At 42.9% G+C, this 18,860-nt stretch carries 16 protein-coding genes; 5 read left to right on the top strand and 11 right to left on the bottom strand.

The genetic code is table 11. From position 1 onward, the window contains the following. Positions 1–247: 247 nt before the first annotated feature. Together HRU23_12560 and ilvN are read left to right on the top strand one after the other, a co-directional pair. Positions 248–1,966: an acetolactate synthase 3 large subunit gene (locus tag HRU23_12560; GenBank protein ID NRA54969.1), complete on the top strand. Its 1,719-nt coding sequence runs from the start codon at positions 248–250 to the stop codon at positions 1,964–1,966. Continuing rightward, positions 1,966–2,463 (top strand): acetolactate synthase small subunit, encoded by a 498-nt coding sequence (ilvN, locus tag HRU23_12555; protein ID NRA54968.1) that lies wholly within the window; start codon positions 1,966–1,968, stop codon positions 2,461–2,463. Before HRU23_12560 ends, ilvN begins: the two co-directional genes overlap by 1 nt. 134 nt (positions 2,464–2,597) lie before the next feature. Here the strand turns inward: ilvN and HRU23_12550 are convergent, their stop codons facing one another. The 3 genes from HRU23_12550 to HRU23_12540 all read right to left on the bottom strand — a co-directional run bounded on the left by HRU23_12550 (position 2,598) and on the right by HRU23_12540 (position 6,318). Continuing rightward, positions 2,598–4,028, bottom strand: a complete 1,431-nt coding sequence (locus tag HRU23_12550) for an alanine:cation symporter family protein (GenBank protein NRA54967.1) — start codon at positions 4,026–4,028, stop codon at positions 2,598–2,600. A 321-nt stretch (positions 4,029–4,349) separates the two neighbouring features. After that, positions 4,350–5,618 carry an inorganic phosphate transporter gene (locus tag HRU23_12545; GenBank protein NRA54966.1) on the bottom strand — a complete coding sequence of 423 codons (1,269 nt, stop codon included), beginning with the start codon at positions 5,616–5,618 and terminating at the stop codon, positions 4,350–4,352. A gap of 19 nt (positions 5,619–5,637) precedes the next feature. Next, positions 5,638–6,318, bottom strand: coding sequence for a TIGR00153 family protein (locus HRU23_12540; GenBank protein NRA54965.1), 681 nt, complete (start codon positions 6,316–6,318; stop codon positions 5,638–5,640). Positions 6,319–6,553: 235 nt separating this feature from the next. Here HRU23_12540 and HRU23_12535 point away from each other — a divergent pair, with 235 nt between their 5' ends. Then, positions 6,554–8,071, top strand: a complete 1,518-nt coding sequence (locus HRU23_12535) for a CYTH domain-containing protein (GenBank protein NRA54964.1) — start codon at positions 6,554–6,556, stop codon at positions 8,069–8,071. Between the two features lie 711 nt (positions 8,072–8,782). Here the strand turns inward: HRU23_12535 and HRU23_12530 are convergent. From HRU23_12530 to HRU23_12495, 8 genes are all read right to left on the bottom strand, one after another. Continuing rightward, complete coding sequence (locus HRU23_12530) at positions 8,783–9,235, bottom strand: two pore domain potassium channel family protein (protein NRA54963.1); 453 nt, start codon at positions 9,233–9,235, stop codon at positions 8,783–8,785. Then, entirely contained in the window at positions 9,235–9,594 is a 360-nt protein-coding gene (locus tag HRU23_12525) for a hypothetical protein (GenBank protein ID NRA54962.1), read from the bottom strand. Before HRU23_12525 ends, HRU23_12530 begins: the two co-directional genes overlap by 1 nt. 5 nt (positions 9,595–9,599) lie before the next feature. After that, the gene (locus HRU23_12520) at positions 9,600–10,253 is read right to left on the bottom strand and encodes a hypothetical protein (GenBank protein NRA54961.1); all 654 of its coding nucleotides are present in this window, start codon (positions 10,251–10,253) and stop codon (positions 9,600–9,602) included. A gap of 3 nt (positions 10,254–10,256) precedes the next feature. After that, the gene (locus HRU23_12515) at positions 10,257–10,946 is read right to left on the bottom strand and encodes a PspA/IM30 family protein (GenBank protein ID NRA54960.1); all 690 of its coding nucleotides are present in this window, start codon (positions 10,944–10,946) and stop codon (positions 10,257–10,259) included. A gap of 12 nt (positions 10,947–10,958) precedes the next feature. Further along, positions 10,959–11,372: a YjfI family protein gene (locus HRU23_12510; protein ID NRA54959.1), complete on the bottom strand. Its 414-nt coding sequence runs from the start codon at positions 11,370–11,372 to the stop codon at positions 10,959–10,961. 126 nt (positions 11,373–11,498) lie between these two features. Further along, the gene (locus HRU23_12505; protein ID NRA54958.1) at positions 11,499–13,241 is read right to left on the bottom strand and encodes a polyamine aminopropyltransferase; all 1,743 of its coding nucleotides are present in this window, start codon (positions 13,239–13,241) and stop codon (positions 11,499–11,501) included. Positions 13,242–13,390: 149 nt separating this feature from the next. Further along, complete coding sequence (locus tag HRU23_12500) at positions 13,391–14,293, bottom strand: DUF350 domain-containing protein (protein NRA54957.1); 903 nt, start codon at positions 14,291–14,293, stop codon at positions 13,391–13,393. A 14-nt stretch (positions 14,294–14,307) separates the two neighbouring features. Next, entirely contained in the window at positions 14,308–15,267 is a 960-nt protein-coding gene (locus HRU23_12495; GenBank protein NRA54956.1) for a hypothetical protein, read from the bottom strand. Positions 15,268–15,342: 75 nt separating this feature from the next. Between HRU23_12495 and glnE the strand changes: the two genes are divergently transcribed. Together glnE and HRU23_12485 are read left to right on the top strand one after the other, a co-directional pair. Continuing rightward, on the top strand, positions 15,343–18,237 hold the full coding sequence (gene glnE, locus HRU23_12490) for a bifunctional [glutamate--ammonia ligase]-adenylyl-L-tyrosine phosphorylase/[glutamate--ammonia-ligase] adenylyltransferase (GenBank protein ID NRA54955.1): 2,895 nt from the start codon (positions 15,343–15,345) through the stop codon (positions 18,235–18,237). An 18-nt stretch (positions 18,238–18,255) separates the two neighbouring features. After that, positions 18,256–18,810: a GNAT family N-acetyltransferase gene (locus HRU23_12485; GenBank protein ID NRA54954.1), complete on the top strand. Its 555-nt coding sequence runs from the start codon at positions 18,256–18,258 to the stop codon at positions 18,808–18,810. Positions 18,811–18,860: the final 50 nt, after the last annotated feature.

Genomic DNA, 18,860 nt, shown 5'->3' with positions numbered 1-18,860 from the left:
TTAAAGGCCTTAGTGCTAGATGCATGCTCAATTTGGGTTTTTCTTATTAGACTAAAGTCAAATTCACTTAAGAAATGCTATGTATTTAGCCATTTAATGCTAAAAAACCTTGCTAGGACTTAATTAGAATGGTTACTATCAAGTTTCAGCTGTTTTGGTCTGGTTAGACAATTTATGATTGGCAGTGTTAATCATAATTTCAGCTCACTTTTTTTTGAATAGCAATAGTATTAATTTGGAGTTCACCATGGAAATGATTTCTGGTGCGGAAATGGTTATCCGCTCCTTACAAGATCAGGGAATAGATCGAATTTACGGTTACCCCGGCGGTTCAGTTTTAGACCTGTATGATGCATTATTTCAGCAATCGAAAATTGAGCATGTTTTGGTTCGTCACGAACAGGCAGCAGTCCACATGGCTGACGGCTATGCCCGAGCGACCGGTGAAGTCGGTACTGTCCTAGTAACTTCTGGGCCCGGCGCAACCAATTGTATTACTGGTATTGCAACAGCGTACATGGATTCGATCCCAATGGTGATTATTTCGGGTCAAGTACCGACTCAAAATATCGGTGAAGATGCGTTCCAAGAAACAGATATGGTCGGGGTATCACGCCCGATTGTGAAACACAGTTTTTTGGTCAAAAAGACTGAAGATATTGCGTTAACGATCAAAAAAGCTTACTACATTGCTGCGTCTGGTCGTCCGGGACCTGTGGTAGTCGACTTACCAAAAGATATTATTAATCCAGCGCTAAAGTACCCTTACCATTACCCTGAGTCGGTGAGCTTACGTTCATACAATCCGACTGAGAATGGTCACAAACGTCAAATACGCAAAGCGGTTACTGCCTTGCTTGGCGCGAAAAGACCTATTGTTTATGCTGGTGGCGGGGCCGTAGCGGGTAATACCCCTGAACTGTTAAAAACGCTAATTCAGCAACTTGGCCTTCCGGTAACTAATACCTTAATGGGGCTGGGCGTTTATCCGGCCACTGATAAGCAGTTTGTTGGGATGCTTGGCATGCATGGTACGTACGAAGCGAATAATGCGATGCACCACAGTGATGTTATTTTTGCGGTAGGCGTACGTTTTGATGATCGTACGACCAATAATCTAGAAAAATATTGTCCTGAAGCTTTGATCATTCATATTGATATTGACCCGACGTCAATCTCGAAAACGGTGCATGCCGATATTCCAATTGTTGGTTACTCTGAAAATGTCATTACCGATATGTTGCAGATGATTAATGACGATGAATTGGTGCTAGACCAAGCAGCATTAGAGCAATGGTGGCAGCAAATTGAACAATGGCGTTCACGTCAATGTCTTGAGTTTGAAACGAATGACCAGTCATTAAAACCACAACAAGTGGTGCGCGCGATGTATCACGCGACGGCTGGTGACGCCTATGTTTGTTCTGACGTTGGTCAGCACCAGATGTTTGCGGCGTTGTATTACCCGTTTGACAAGCCACGTCGCTGGATAAACTCTGGTGGCTTAGGCACCATGGGCTTTGGTTTACCTGCAGCGATGGGCGTGCAAATGGCCCATCCTGATGCCACGGTTATTTGTATAACGGGTGATGGCAGTATTCAAATGAATATTCAAGAATTGTCGACCTGTTTACAATACGATTTACCGATTAAAGTTATTATTTTAAATAACCGCTCGTTAGGTATGGTTAAGCAGTGGCAAGACATGGTTTATAAAGGTCGCCACTCTCATTCTTATTGGGATTCGGTGCCAGACTTTGTTAAATTGGCAGAAGCATATGGCCACGTTGGCATTAAAGTGGACAAACCTGACGAATTGGAAGGGGCACTTGAACGTTGTTTCGCGCTCAAAGATCGTTTAGTCGTGATGGATATTTCAGTTGACGAAGCAGAGCACGTTTACCCAATGTTAGTAAAGTATGGGGCAATGAATGAAATGTACCTTAGTAAAACGGAGCGTTCATAATGTCTAAAACTGTTATATCGCTGCTGGTTGAAAACGAAGCAGGGGCAACGTCAAGAATTGTCGGGCTGTTCTCACAACGTGGTTACAATATCGAGTCTTTAACGGTGTCGGTTACTCACGATCCATCATTGTCGCGGATGACGCTAGTGACTAGCGGCGATTCTCGGGTGATTGAGCAAATCTTGAAGCAATTAAACAAGCTGATTGATGTACTTAAAGTGTCAGATCTAACCGATGGCGAGCACATTGAGCAAGAAATGTCGCTGGTTAAAGTGGCGGCTGTTGGTGCCAAACGTGATGAAGTTTTACGTTTGGTCGATATTTTTGATGGCAAAATTATTGATGTCACACCGCGGATCTACACGGTACGATTAATTGGTGAAAGCTCTAAGCTTGACGCTTTTGTTAAGCAAATATCTCAAACCAGTGAAATCATTGAAGTGGTTCGCTCAGGTGTATTAGGTATTGCTCGAGGCGAACGCGCCTTAAGACTATAAGCCTTAATACTACAAATCTGACACTATAAACCTTAGTTTTTGGTCTTAGCTTTAAATAAAAAAAGCACTGATTTATTCAGTGCTTTTTTATGTCTAAAGCGCAAGCAATAAAGTCGCGCTAGTTTAAATCATTATTATTTATTGTCTTGCTGCCAGATCCCTGGCGCAATTTTCCCGTTCAACTCTGGGAATTTCTTCGGATCAAATACCGGCTCTAATCCCGCTTTTCTTTGCTGCTGATAATCCTTAATCACCTTAATTGCTAGGTTCGAAAGTAACAGCAATGCCACTAAGTTGACCAGCGCCATTAAGCCCATTGAAGCATCAGCCAGATTCCACACTATGTCTATTTTGGCAACAGCGCCAAACATGACCATTGCGACTACGGCTAATCGAAACAGTGGTAATACTCGGTGATTGTTCTTACTCAAAAACAGCACATTGGTTTCAGCATACGAATAGTTGGCAATGATCGAGGTAAAGCAAAACAAGATTATAGAACCGGCAATAAAGGCGCCGCCCCAATCACCAACATGTGAGTTTAATGCTGCAATCGTTAGACCAATGCCATCACTCTGGCTCTGGGTATCGCCCGCTAGTAAGATAATAGCGGCGGTGGCGGTACAGATCACTAACGTATCAACAAAAACCCCAAACATCTGAATAAAGCCTTGCGAGGCTGGATGGTTAGGGTTTGGCGTGGCACTCGCTGCGATATTAGCAGCACTGCCCATGCCGGCTTCATTCGAGAATAGACCGCGAGCGATGCCTGCTTTCATGGCTTGGGCTATCGCATAAGCGACACCGCCACTGGCAGCTTCTTGCCAGCCAAAGGCACTGTTAATGATCAACATAAATACCGCAGGTACTTTTTCAATATTAATCGCGACCACATAAATAGCAACAACCAGATAGGCGAGTGCCATTATTGGTACGATTATTTCGGACACTCGTGCGATTTTTTTTAGTCCACCCATAATGACCAAACCACTAAGCACCGCTAACACGATGCCGACACTGGTTGGATCAAAGTCAAACACGGTGACCAGCGCGGCTGAAATCGTATTAGCTTGCACGGCGTTAAAGACCAGACCAAAGGCAATGATTAAAAACACCGCAAACAGGGCGCCCATCCACTTTTGGCCAAGGCCTTGAGTCATGTAATATGAAGGGCCGCCGCGGAGCTGGCCTTCTTTATCTCGTACTTTAAATATCTGCGCCAGTGTCGATTCGATCATCGACGTCGACATGCCTAAAAAGGCGATCAGCCACATCCAAAATATTGCGCCTGGACCGCCCGTTGTTATAGCAACGGCGACACCAGCCATATTGCCAGCACCGACACGTGCCGCCATGCTAGTACAAAATACTTGGAAAGATGATAAACCGCCATCACGAGAGCCACCTTGGCGACTAATTTTCATGAGGTGAGTTGCATGGCCAAAATAGGTAATTTGAATAAAACCTAAGCGCAGGGTAAAAAATATCCCAGCTCCGACCAAACCGTAAATTAAAACGGTTTCCCATAAAAGACTATTAATAAAATTAACAATTGTTTCTAACATAAATACCTGCTGTGTTGTACGCGGGGAAAATTTCGCGAAACTTAGCATGTTTAATCAGCGTTGAATATGACTAATTGCCAGTCGCCGACAGGGCGAGCAATTATCATCCGCAGTTGTTTCAATGGTGAATGGGAGGCTGCCAAGTGGTTAACTTAACTTGCTGGTAATGTTAATTATATTATATTTTTTGTTCTGGTATTAACACTAGGAATAAAGGGATATTTTAGGAGGAGTTGTTGTGATCAATAAAAAAGCCACGGTTTACACCGTGGCTTTTGGGTCACTTAAGTTAAGCGACAAGTCGTTCTCAATCCAATATTGTTAGCTTGAGAAAATGCCTTTTAGCATATAGAAAATGCCAATTGATAATACGGCACCTGCTGGCAAGGTAACAACCCAAGAAATAACAATGTTACGGATAACACCCATATTTAATGCGGCAATACCACGTGCCATACCTACACCCAGCACGGCACCTACTAAGGTTTGAGTGGTTGATATTGGCAATCCAGTAGACGAAGCAAGTACCACGGTAGTTGCAGCAGCTAATTCAGCAGCAAAACCACGGCTTGGCGTTAGGTGAGTGATACCTTGACCGATAGTCGCCATAACGCGGCTACCAAAGATCGCAAGACCTAATACGATACCGACGCCACCTAGTGGTAATATCCACCATACTAGTGTTGCTTGCTTGTTTATTTCACCACCGTTCTCAACAATTGATACAACGGCAGCTAATGGGCCAATCGCATTGGCTACATCGTTAGAACCGTGCGCAAACGCCATACAACATGCGGTAACAATCATTAAGATCGCAAAGACTTTTTCAACACTGGCATAGTGCATTTCTTTATCGGCTTTAGGATCAACTTTTAATCGTTTGATCAACACAACGCCAATGAGTCCTACTACTAGGCCAATGCCGCCTGCAGTTAACAGTGCTTCATTGGTTTCGAAATGGATGCCAATATGTTTAAGGCCTTTCTTAATCGTTACTAGCGATAGCATAAAGCCAGACAGCGCCATATAAAATGGGACATAACGTCGTGCGTTTGCTAGCGGATCACTGGTATTGAAAATTAACTTTTGCGCGCTCATGAAGATAAGGTAAGCGAAGATCCCTGAAATTAATGGGGTAATAAGCCAACTGCCCACAATGCCACCAACTTTCGACCAAGTCACTGCGTCAGCACTAACACCAACGGCAGCAAAGCCTACTATAGCGCCAACAATTGAGTGGGTAGTAGATACTGGCCAACCAAGATATGACGCTAATAACAGCCAAATACCGGCGGCTAGTAGCGAGGCAATCATGCCGTATACCAGTAATTCTGGACTATCGACGAAATAAGCTGAATCGATAATACCTTTACGGATGGTTGATGTGACTTCACCACCGGCTAAATATGCGCCAGCAAATTCAAATACCATCGCGATAATAATTGCTTGTTTAATTGTCAGCGCTTTAGAGCCAACAGAAGTGCCCATAGCGTTAGCTACGTCGTTTGCACCAATACCCCAAGCCATAAATAGGCCGAATACGCCCGCCAGTAAAACCAGCTCAAAGCCGTACGTTGCAATGATTTCCATTGATAAAACCTTTTAACTATTATGAACGAGCTAACATTAGCTCTAATTTGTCACCAACGCGTTCGGCTAAATCGGCTAATTCGCCAACCCATTCGATTACGTTATATAAAAAAACCACGTCCACTGGGTTTAGGTCTTGCTCAATTCCATGCAAAGAGTGACGTAATGATATTTGCATTACATCGGTACTATTTTCAATACTGTCTAATTCGACAACTAATTTATCGATAATTTGTAACTCACGGCCTTGAAAGCCGGTTTCTAACAATTCATCAAGTTCGTCAATTGCTTTCACCGCGCAGGCTGATGCGTCGAGGCAGCGCAATAAATATTCCATGAATTCCTGTTGAATAGGAGGTGGAATGACTAACTTTCGTCCCAAAATTCGCCCTGAGATATCCTTAGCAGTGTTGGCAATTTTGTCTTGTTCTGTAACTAAACCTAAAAGATCGGTACGATCTATTGGCATAAACAAGCCTTTTGGCAAGTTCATCCGTAATTCACGTTTTAATTTATCGGCTGATTTTTCCATTTTAGATAATTCAGCACGGATCCCAGTCGCTTTATTCCAATCGTTGGCATAAGCGGCTTCAAAAAATGGCACTAAATGCGAAGCACATTCATGTACTTTGTATATGTGCTCTTGAAGCGGTTTAATTGGTGATTTGGCAAATACTCCAAGTATCGAATTCATCGACATATCCTGACCTTTTTTATTGTGTATACTAGCGTATCAAATTAAAAATCGCGCGCATGTTAACTCAGTTTTAATGACAATAAAACCATTAGGGCTGATCTAACTGCTTAAACTGTGGCAAAAAACGATATAAACTAGTGTCGTGCGGTTAATATACCACTGTGACTCAATAGCGGTGACGATTATATTAAAGTTTTATGACTTTTTTATGACAAGACTAACTTTAATTAGGCTAAATATGGAAAACGAAATTGAGATTAAACTAATTGTCTCAAAAAACATAGAAGAATCATTTAATGAACTCTATAAGAATCAAGGAGTAAAGGTCGTATCTCAACACCACGATCTTGCGAATATTTATTTTGATACTGATGACAAATTGTTGCGTCAATGGGATATGGGTCTTAGGATCCGGGTCAATGGCGGTCATATCGAGCAAACAATTAAGACCGCCGGGCAAGTGATTGGTGGCCTGCACCAGCGTCCAGAATATAATATTGACCTTGATAATACTTTTCCAAAACTGTCGTTGTTCCCATCGTTAATCTGGCCGAACAATTGTAATCTCCCTGAGCTTCAGAAATCAATTAAGCCTTTGTTTTCAACTGACTTTTTAAGAAGAAGTTCGATGCTTATTTATCCTGATGGCAGTATTGTTGATTTGGTTTATGACGTTGGTACTATCACCAGTGATGATAAAAATGTTGAAATTTGTGAAGTAGAGCTCGAATTGGTCAAAGGGAAACCGCAGCTGCTATTTAACTTAGCTCACAAATTAGCCGAGTTAAATCCGCTGCGTTTTGGCACTGTCAGCAAAGCGGCTCGCGGTTATCAATTAGCCAACAGCAGTGTTAACTCGGTAAAATCACTGACGATAGCCCCTGTATTGGCTAATGATACGTTAGAGCAAGCCTATATTAAAACGGTTAGTCATGGTTTAGAACACTGGCAATACCACGTTGAGTTGTTTATTGAATCTGGTGACTACTTAGCGATAAAAGAGCTTAGACAAGCACTGCAGTTAATTATTAAGGCCAATGAACTTTACCAAGATTATTTGGTTAATAGTCAACTAAAGTCATTAACCAAAGAGTTGTTTTGGTTGATGGAACAGCTAGCATTTATTGACCAGTATACTTGGGTCAATCAATTGCTTGCTGGCAATGGCCAAAAATTTAAAAAATTAAACAATCATAAACAGATATTTACTCTATTGGAAAATCAACGTTATCAGTTTAGCGATGTCAATTCGTTAGAGCAGTTATTTACGTCGACTCGACATAGTCATTTAGTATCGCGCTTGATCCAGTGGGTATATTTCAAGCCATGGCGCTTAGATACGGCTGGGGAAACACTTGAGAAGTTTCAACGGATTAAACTTCGCCGTGTTGCAGGGTTATTTTTGGCTCAAGATTGGGAAGCTGTTCAGCAAACATTACCTTATGAAGCCACTTTAACTTACCAAGACTATTTGGCTCAGCGCCAAAATTTGCAACATAATATGCAGGTCGGAATTTGTGTTGGCAATATCTATGAAGTCAGTGCCCGATCAAACTTTAGAGCGCCGTGGCAAGATATTAGCGCTGGCATTGAGCAGTTATTGCAACTAGAGCCCATTTATCAATTACTACGTGATGAGCTGATTACCGATGAAGGTAATATAAAAGAATGGCTGAGCCGTAAGCAGCAGTCGCTGATTGGGGCAATGGAACTTTCACGTAAATCGGCGTTAAAATTAATGCCGTATTGGCAGTAAACAGTTCACCTGATTAGCAAGCTGTTCATCAGACGGACTGTTAATTAGAGCGACGAAGCCAAGGTCATTGTTATTTTCACTAGAAAGATAGCAATGACCTAATTTGTTATACCCCTTAATAAAATCAATCGTTTGACCATCAAGTAATCGGTCGCACTCAATCGTTAGGCTGTTACCTAAGCCATTATCTATCACAAATGTTTGTTGCTGTAATGATGGTTTGATCGTTACCAATGACAACTAACCTGAATGCCGGATAAGCGAATTAGCTCAATAACGCTCTTTTAGCACCTATCAGTGTTGATTTTACTCCCAATAGCCATCTATTGCTTCGTGAAAACGCCTCTGAGTCGTTATGTTCACTGTCTTGCAAAAAACAATGCCAGTCATTGGCTGAACGTTAACAATCTCGGTTACGCCTCCTTGGGGCGGTGTCTTACTGGTGGCTGTCTGGGCTGAATCTTGACTACTACCGCAGCTTAACATCAGCAAACAGTAATTAAGATAAAGAAAGTGTACCAAGACCGTTCAATGGCATAACCGAACGATTAAATTGTAAGTTTGCTTTTAGTGCTGAGGTGTTAGTACAGAGGTTTTAGCATTAAGTGGAGTTGGTACTAAGTGATTTGTTGTGCCTGGCCTAACCGCAGGGTGTAAGTACAGTTCAGTTCAGTTCAGTGAAGTGCAGTTAAGCATTTAATCGCTAAAAAATTACTTCTCAGTTGACTCCATCTGCTTAATCAGCACATCTAACTTTTTGTCCAAGCTTTGATTATAAGCAAGAATTTGAGCATTTTGCTGTCGAAGCTCACGATTTTTAATGCTGGTATCGGCAAAACCAAAGACTCGCTCAGCAACGATTGCGCCAATAAAACCGACTAAGCCTACGCCTATATAAAACATTAACGTTACAATCATTCTGCCACCGAATGAAATGGGGTAATGATCACCAAAACCTATGGTGCTAGCGCTCATTTGCAGGGTCCAAAATGCGTCAGCATAGTTGGTGATGTTGGCACCATTGACGCCAGTTTCAAAATGTAACAGCAGCACAGAAAACAACGAGATTACCAAGTATAAAGAACTGATACTTAAAAGTGCTAAATAGCGCGATTTGTAATTACGCACACCAAATTCATCAACCCGATAAAACCTTGAATTCATTACTCACTCTCCTGTGACGAACTTTTTTTGGCAAACGAAATAAGTTCATCAACCACAATTTTCTTTATCTCGAGCTGTTGCGCAGGGTCTAACTGGTATTTTTGTGCAAGCAATTCATAATCTTGCTGACTTAGTGAAACAGTTAGGCGAGGGCGTTTAGGCCGTCGGGTACATGGCAGACCTAATATATGACGAATTTGATCCGAAGGGCTTACCCCATCTTCTAGCGCTTGGCGGCGAATTTGATATTGAATCTTTTCATCCATATCAAAAGCAACCTGAATCGCTTTAATGGCTTTGTTCGCCCCTTGCCATTTTTGTGGCAAGGACGAATTTTTGGTTGTTTTTGATTTGGTCATAAGGTCTATTGTGATTTTGGCCAGTATTGTCGAATGTCCGAGATCGGGCGATAAAGACACAGTATGACATCTGTTTCGCCGCCTTGATAGACTTCCGCTTCAATCGCATAACGTTCGTCATCACTCACTGCGCTGTATAACTCAAATGAGTCACCTTGGTCACTGCCTTCGTACTGGCTAATTTCCTCGCTGCGGTGGTCTTTTTGATGATAAAAACCAACCGTGGCAAAATCAGTTTGTCGATACAGTTGGCCGAGCCAGTTATTAAATTCTGGCAGCGTTTGTTTTAACTCAAGCTTCGCTTGGCCGGGTTCATCAAACAACTGACTAAACTGATCCAAGTCGAATAATTGCTCGACTTGGTCACGAGTGATTTTAATCGAAAAAACCAATCGTTCGTCATCATCTTTTTCGTATGACATAAAAATTAGCTGGTCATTGTTGCCACGCAATACCCATTCGCTATTCTTATGGTGTTCATACTCGTAGCAATTAACCTCAGTCACTTCAAGGGACTGGCCCTTGAGTTGACTGGGCAGGGCAAAACTGTCATCTAGGCAGATAATATCACCAACGAGTAATTTGTTTGGGTGATCTAACTGCCGTTCGACCGACTTGTTTTGGCCTGATTTGCCAAACAGTTTGCTTAAAAAGCCCATGGCTTAGCCTTGTTTTGCTTTTAAACGTTCTAACACAGAATTAGCGCTGGCTTGCTGCTCGCCAATGCCTGCCTGGGCTAGCTTGTCACGCAATGACTTATCGCTGCCTTCTGCTTCAAGCGCTTCGGCGGCTAGCATTTTATCATCAAAGTTCTGTTGCTTGGCTTTAATGCGTTCGAGCGACTCTTTGGCGCTCAGCAGTTTTGAATTGCTGCTACTAAAATTGGTGGTAATAGCCGCAGTCGCTTTCTGAACACTTTCAGTGGTTTTAACCATGCTCAGTTGGCGTTGGTAATCCGCTAATTGGCGCTCAGTAGTTTTTACTAAGTGCTTTAAACGTTCGGCGCTGGCGCTGAAGCTCTGGTTAGCTTGCAGTTGATCATTAAGTTCAATTTCAAGCGTTGCAATTTTTTCTGCAACTTCTAGCGCTAAGCTTTCATTGCCTTGTGATAATGCTTGAGTGGCATAACCTTCATGTTCACTAACACTGCGTTTTACACGGCTGACTTCGCGTTCGGCTTGCATTTGCTTGGCCATAATGTCAGTTAAGTCGCGTTTTGCTTTGGTTAGGTGGTTTTCTGCATCACGAATTTCTTGGGCAAAAATTCGAGTTGAGTTTGAATCAACAATGGCTTCACCGACTTCGCTGGCGCCACCACGTAATGCACTAATAATCTTTCTAAATATACTCATGATAGTTCTCCATTAAATAAGGTAATCGGCCATTTCATCAATAACTTCTAATGAGTTATCGCTTAAGACCGCAAGTTCGTGCTCGACATCTGATAAGGTCGAATTGACCGACAAGGCGCCAAAAATAACGTATTTGTTATCAATTTTAGAAAAAGAAGATAACGGCATCGGAATGTTCATCTCAACCATCGCTTCAAGCATTTCACTGCGAGTTTTCGGATTAACTTCGTCTTCGCCCCATAAATAGGCAATACATAAAATTTGGTCTTCGGTTACTGAGACAAAAATTGGTAATTCTTCACGGTTAATAATAGTGACTTGCAGTACATCGACTTCACCGGCGATTGGCAAGCAGTCAAAACTAAAACCAGTATGGCTATTGTCGGCAAGTTCATTTAAATAGTTTGCAATAGTGTGGATATTCATAATCTGTCCTTGTGACATAATATGTCTTGAGTAATGAATTTAATATCCCTGACATAATATGTCAAGGCTTGTTTAATAAATACTTAAATAATCTAGTGCTAATTAACCTGATTTTTGGTACTCAGGTTAATTATCTTGATACCAACTGTTATTGAGTCCTTGTTGCGACTCCCATGCTCGTTGATGGTAGCGATAAAGGGTAAAACTGCCAAGCCTATTTACCATAATTTTATCGCGGTCACGATAAAAGTTATTTGAAAATTCAAAACTTGCTTGAATTAAGCCAGGGGTTAACCACTGCTCAAACGGTGCCATTGGTGTCTGAGCCAAGCGTGCTCTGGCACCGACGCCTGTTGGGGTCGCGATAGTCCAACCCCATTCACCAAAACTAGGGACATTTTGATGATATTGTTCAACATTGGCCCAGCCGGCTGCTTTAACTGTATTGCCAATGCTAATAAAGGCTTTTTTTGCATGAAAAGGCGAGGTCGATTGCACGACTAGCGCGCCGTCAGCGCTCAGTAGTTGCTTGAGCTTATGATAGAACATTTGACTATAAAGCTTGTTTAAATCGGGATGGGAAGGATCCGGTAAATCAATAATAATAGAATCAAAGCTGGCATTGTTACTGAGTAAATCATCAATCGCGTTAAACGCATCGTTATATATAATATTGACTCTGGCATCATTAAGCGCATTGCGGTTTAACTTTAGGAGTGCGTCGGCAACCCTTGAGCTAACCACGGCTGCGGGTTGTTTAAATAACGCGATCACTGCGGGATCTAAATCTACCAAGGTCACCTGTTGTGGTTGCCATTTTAGTACTTCGCGCAGTGCTAGGCCGTCGCCACCACCAATGATTAATATATTATCCTGGCGGGCTGAGCTAGCAAGCGCAGGGTAGACCAAAAATTTATGATAAATGTGCTCATCATTGGCTGAAAATTGCAGTCGACCGTTTAAATAGAGGCTATAACTGGGCGTTGCTTGGTTGTTGATATGACGCTCGGTTAAGACGATTTGGGCAAAACGTGATTGTTGTTGGTAAACGACCTTATCAAGATAGAGCAAGTTATTGAGCTCTTTGCTCCATTGGCCGCCATAGCTAAAGATAATAACCACCAACACACTAGTTAGGATGTGGCCGGCAAATAACAGGTTAGAATAATTTATAAACTGACGATAGCGAAGCCAGAACACAAATCCTGCCAGCAAGTTAACGCTAGCGGTGATGCTGGCGCTTAAATTTATTTCAAGCGATAACATTACCGTGATCCAAATAGCGGCACCGAAGCCGGCGCCGATATAATCAGCGCCGTAGATTGTGCCGGTATTATGCACCAAATGTTGACGGTGGATTTGTTCGCGGACTCGGGCGATTAACGGAATTTCCATCCCGATAAAAAAACCCAGCACGGCGCCAATAAAGTATGGGCTGTAATGCGCGAGGTTATATAAGCTTTTAATGATCCCGCCTTGTGGTAATGAGTCGGGCGGAATGTTAAAAGAGTCGGCAATAATTTGTGGCATTAATTGGATAAAAGCTATTGCACCTGAAATCACTAAAATAGCGCTCGCGCCAATGATCGCGATAAATAACTCAAGCCAGGCAAAACCGGTAAAGGCACACGTTATTTTACGGGCCATAAAGGAGCCGGCACCCATTGAAACAATCATAATGCCAATCATGGTATAGATTGCAGACTCAACCGCGCCAATAACCCGTCCGGCATAATGAGACAGCAGATATTCGTAAATTAGCCCGCAACCAGCCAGCACTGCCATGATCGTGATAAGAATGATGTCATCGAGCAAATATGCACGAGACTTGGAGGGGGTTTTCTTAGGTGTGGTTGGATTATTTTGCATTAATATTCGTGATCAGTTTTAGAGTCATAGGATTACAAAAATGTCGTTAAGTGCTTTGCTTTTGTTAGCTTTACTCTTGTCAGCTCAGCTTTGGTTAACAATGTCAGGCAAAATAAAACACTTAACGGTCAGTCGGTTTAAACGCGCAATTATGCCATCAAGGCCATTAGGATTAAGGCAATCGCAATACTTAAAACAAACTCTAGCGTGGCGACGCCGATATTATGTTGTAAATCGACTTCTTCGGTCAGGTTTATGCGTGCTAATACAATGCGTTTAACCAAAGGCACTAGCCCATAAAGTAATGCGACCATGACCGATCCATAGGTTAACCAACCTAAGATGTTGGTGATATAAGCAGTTGGTTGATAGATTAAAAAGTTACTGGCAGCGGTTAACGCAAAACCGATCGCAATTAAGAAACCAGCATGGCGAATAGCCAGTGCAACTTGTCCTTCGATCAGGGCATTTTGAAAACACGCGCCTTGATTTCTTTTACGATAAGCTCGCTCACGTAATCGGGTGACAATAACCAACAGTCCTTGCGAAATGACAAAACCTGACAAAATTGCGATGAGCGTATTGAAATTTAACCCACTGGCCCAGACTAAATTGGCTCTGATGATCAGTGCAGTTGAAATTAAAGCGGCCGCATCAACAATCGCGACACTCATATTACCTTTTTCAATTTCGTCAATTTTATCCAGCCCAGGTAAGGCCCACTTATCATGAATTAAACGACCTGCTTTAATTAATACTAAACCGACTACGCCATAAATGCTCATACCGATGGCTTCGTCAATAAACGACGTCGCAGATTCGCCAGTAATTGCGCCTGTTAGCACAATCGCTAACGCTAATAAACTGCCTGCTAGCGATACCCCAAAGGCGAAATTGTCTTTAGTGGATAGTTCATGGGTGGTATCTACCCCGGCCCATAAGCCAGAAAAAAACCGCATCGCACATAATAAAATAATGGCGATGGTTAAATCGATCGCCAGAAACCCAGCCATCTCGGTATGTTGTGCTATCAATTGTTGTAATTGTTCCATCGTGATCCGTCCTATTATTTTGAGCGACTAACGCCACGTGATGTATTGCTACGGCTATTTCTAAAGCTTGAACTATTTGAATAGCTAGAGCTTGCACGTTGCTTGCTAAATTTGCTTGAAGTGCTAAAACCTTTACCTGCGGCAGTTTGCGCTCGAGAACTACTGCGCGATAGTCCGCTAGCGCCGGCGCGAGATTTACTATAAGGCGTGTTATAGCGCTGGCCGGTACTAAATTTCTTTTTGGTTTTATCCCAAGTCGCTTGTTGCTGTTTACGTTGTTTTGGCGAGCTATAACGATAACGGCCATAGTCGTTGTAATAACTATATCCACGATGGCGGCCCCAGCGATCATAGCCAATCCCACCTGAGGTTAAATTAGAAAACATCGCATACATGCCATACCATTGCCAAAATGAGGTGCCGCTATTCCACGAGCCATAGTTGGGATTGCCAACCAGCTGCGAGCCCGCGCCAAAGTTTTGTGACTGATTGGCCATTTGCTCTTGTGCTTGGCTAATGGAATTAACCCGAGCCAGTGATCCTTGAGACAAATCGGCAATGACATTGAGCGGGTCGCTTAACGCGTCGTTAAAGAGATTAGGGTCAAGCGCTTGATTAAGATTTTCAAGTTCTTCGAGTAATTGCTGTTGGTCGGTGAAATTAGCACTGTTATTACTGTCGTTTACGCGTTGGCGCAGGTTGCTATACAAAGGTCCACTCGTAGTAGCATCTAAAGCTAGCTGCTCTAATAAAGGTGCTAATTGGGGACGTTGCTTGCTTAAAATCTTGGCATATTGGCCCAGTAACATCGCATTACGAATTTTACCTTGCTCGAGCTGTTGTTTAAGCACGGTTAATTTCGATTTGTTTTGTTGCTGTAACAACCCAATGCTGTCAGCCACAGGATCGCTACAGCCAACCCCAAGTGCTAACGTGAGCAGTAAAACTAAAATTCTTATTGGCTGTAGTGCCATAAAGACCTCGTCGGTGATATTGTTGTGTTTTGTTGTAACAGTTTTGACATATTATGTCCAATAAAGGGTGATTAAATGAACCATGACGTTAAATTGGAAAATACATTTGGCTTGTCACAAGCATTATTTTCTTTGGCGTGTCAGCGTTATTATGAGTACAGCGAGCTAAATGATCAACTAGTTCAACAATTAACATCATCAGAACGCGAACTTTTATTGCAATTATTTGGTTTGAGTGATTTTTGTTTTACCCAATTGACCCGTCATCCGTTATGGCTTAATGATATTTTGTCACAACAACTACTTTATAACGACCAGCTCGAGCACAACATGCCACAACGTTTCGCTGAGTTAACGGCTCAGTGTGACAGTGAATTGGCTTTTGATAGCGCGTTACGTCAGTGTCGTAATTTTTATCAATTAATCATTGCTTGGCGCGATTTATGTCACTTAGGTAAGATTGAGCACTCGCTGCGTCATATCTCGGAGTTGGCACAATTATTAATTATTGGCGCCCGTGATTGGTATTATCAATTTTTGGCTAAAACCTGGGGCGAGCCGGTTGATGACAAAGGCGTAACACAACCCTTACTTATTCTTGGCATGGGCAAACTCGGCGGTCGAGAATTAAATTTTTCGTCAGACATTGACCTTATTTTTACCTTCCCTGAGCATGGCCAGACTATCGGTGGTCGTCGCAGTACCGAAAACCAACAGTTTTTCGTAAAACTGGCACAAAAACTGATTAATTCTTTAGATAAATATAACTACGAAGGTTTTGTCTATCGCGTGGATATGCGATTGCGCCCGTTTGGTAATTCAGGACCGTTAGTGGTGAGTTTCAATGCATTGGAAGATTACTACCAATCGCAGGGACGAGAATGGGAGCGTTATGCGATGGTCAAAGCGCGAGTATTAGGCGACGATGGTGCCTTTAGCACCGAATTAAGTGAGCTGTTACGTCCTTTTGTTTTTCGTCGTTACATTGACTTTAGTGCGATTGAGTCATTACGCCAAATGAAGCTGATGATAACCCATGAAGTACGCCGTCGCGGTTTAGTTGACAACATTAAACTGGGGGCTGGTGGCATTCGCGAAGTTGAGTTTATTGTTCAGGTTTTTCAAATGATCCGTGGCGGCCGTGAGCCCTCATTACGTTATCAATCTTTATTAACGACTTTGGATAGTTTTGAAAAATTGGCTATTTTGCCGCCGCAAGTCTGTGCTGATTTACGCAAAAGTTATCTTTATTTACGCCAAGTTGAGCATTATTTACAACAATTTGACGACAAGCAAACGCAAACGCTGCCCGATAATGAACGCGACTGGCAGCGCTTAATTTATTTAATGGCTAATGACAGCCAAGCGCAATTTAGGGCTGAACTTGAGCGCCACCACCGCTTTGTGATCAGTCAGTTTAATGCCGTGATTGGCGATGACAGTCACGACGAGGCCGACGACCAACACAATAAAGAACTGGCGTTATTGCAATTAGTTTATGAGTCGTCTGAAGACTTTGACGGTGAGTCGGTCTTGTTTGAGCTTAAATGCAGTTGTCCGCAGCAATTATTTAGTCAAATACAGCAAATGAAAGTCGAATTAGCCAAACGAGCGATGGGCCCACGTGGCCGTGAGATGCTGTCGCGGTTGTTGCCCAAGCTGTTGTTGGAAATTATTGAGTTTGCCAACGCCGATGTCTTGCTGGGGCGACTCGGGGTTTTGCTTAATAAAATAGCAACCCGAACCGCTTATATTGAGCTGCTCGCGGAAAATCCAGGCGCTTTAAAACAGTTAATTAGCTTGTGCGATGCCAGTGTCTGGATTAGTACTAAGTTAACCGAATTTCCCATTTTATTGGATGAATTACTCGATCCTAAATTGCTTTATAACCCGACGCCATTAGCAAATTATGGCGATGAGTTACGGCAATATTTAATGCGCATTCCGCCCGATGACATGGAGCAAATGATGGAGGGTGTGCGTCAGTACAAACAAGCACAGCAGCTGCGCATTGCCGCGGCAGATGTCACGGGCGCACTGTCGGTGATGAAAGTAAGTGATCACTTAACCTATTTGGCCCAAGCGATAGTTGAACAAACCATAGACATGGCATGGGATCAGCTAACGCAGCGTTATGGTGAGCCGATTCATGATGGCGTTGAACGTGGTTTTGCGGCGCTTGGTTATGGCAAGCTGGGTGGCATTGAATTAGGGTATAGTTCCGATTTGGACATGGTCTTTGTGCATTGCGCCACCCCGAATACGCAAACTAACGGTGATAAGCCGGTTGCGAGCAGTCATTTTTATCTTAAGCTGGCCCAGCGAATATTGCATTTGTTTAATACCCGAACCAATTCAGGGGTCTTGTACGAAGCGGATATGCGATTACGGCCGTCGGGCAACTCGGGTTTAATGGTCTCGCATATCGATACCTTTATTGATTATCAACAGCAAGACGCTTGGACCTGGGAGCATCAGGCGCTGGTTCGGGCGAGGGCGGTTTCCGGCGATCCGTTTTTACAGCAGCGCTTTAATCAGGCGCGCCATGCCATTATTAGTAAAACCCGCGACACGGTAGAGCTGCAACAACAAGTGGCTAAAATGCGCGAAAAAATGCGCAGCCATCTTGGCTCTAAAGATCCGTTGCAGTTTGACCTTAAACAAGATACTGGTGGCATTGCCGACATTGAATTTTTGGCCCAATATATTGTACTCGGTTTTTCTGAGCGTTTTCCAAAGCTGGCGCTAAGTTCGGATAATGTTCGGATTTTTGAGGCGGTGGCCGAGTGTGGTTTACTGCCAGAATCGGTGGCGCAACGATTAAGCGATATTTATTGCAGTTATCGCAATCGTGGTCATCGGTTAGCGCTACAACAATTACCCAATACCGTATCAGTGCCAGAGTTTGAAGCCGACAGAGAATTTGTCACAACGCTATGGCAGCAATGGTTACTCGATCCAATTAGCTAACGTTTTGATAGGAACATCATGAACCTTATAGTAAGGCAAGCACAAAATGGGGACGAGAATCGTATTGCCGAAATACATATTAGTGCGTGGCAGAAGGCTTATGCGGGGATTATGGAGGACAATTTTTTAGCTTCATTGAAGCTTGGCGAGATCATTGATCTGTGGCATCAATCTATCACGCAGGTGAGTCTCGGATCGTTAGCTGTAGTTGAAAAAAATGGGATAATCGAAGGTTTTTCAGTTTTCGGGCCTGCGAGCGATAAAGAGTTGCAAGGTGGCATGGCGTCAGAGCTAGTAGCGATAAATATCTGTCCTAAGTATTGGCGCTCTGGTATGGGGGGAAAGCTGCTTGATTATGTTATTAACGAGTTGCTTAGTCGTGGTTACGAATTTGTTTACCTTTGGGTGGCTACAGAAAATAAAAGAGCTAGGGCGTTTTATCAAGCGTATGGTTTTATCTGTGAAAATCTCACTAAGATAAATGAGAGATTCTCAGGTATTGAAGAAACACGCTATGTTTTAAAATTAGTGACCAACAAGCCGTTGGAATTAGCGCCTAATTCCTGCGGGTGAATATGTGCTTAAGGTATTATCACATATTCGTTTGTTACCATAGCGCCAGC

The sequence above is a fragment of the Gammaproteobacteria bacterium genome, assembly GCA_013214945.1.
In the GTDB taxonomy this organism is placed as follows: Bacteria; Pseudomonadota; Gammaproteobacteria; order Enterobacterales; family Psychrobiaceae; genus Psychrobium.
The sequence above is the reverse complement of the archived record's forward strand: the minus strand, read 5'-3'. Positions and strand labels throughout refer to the sequence as shown.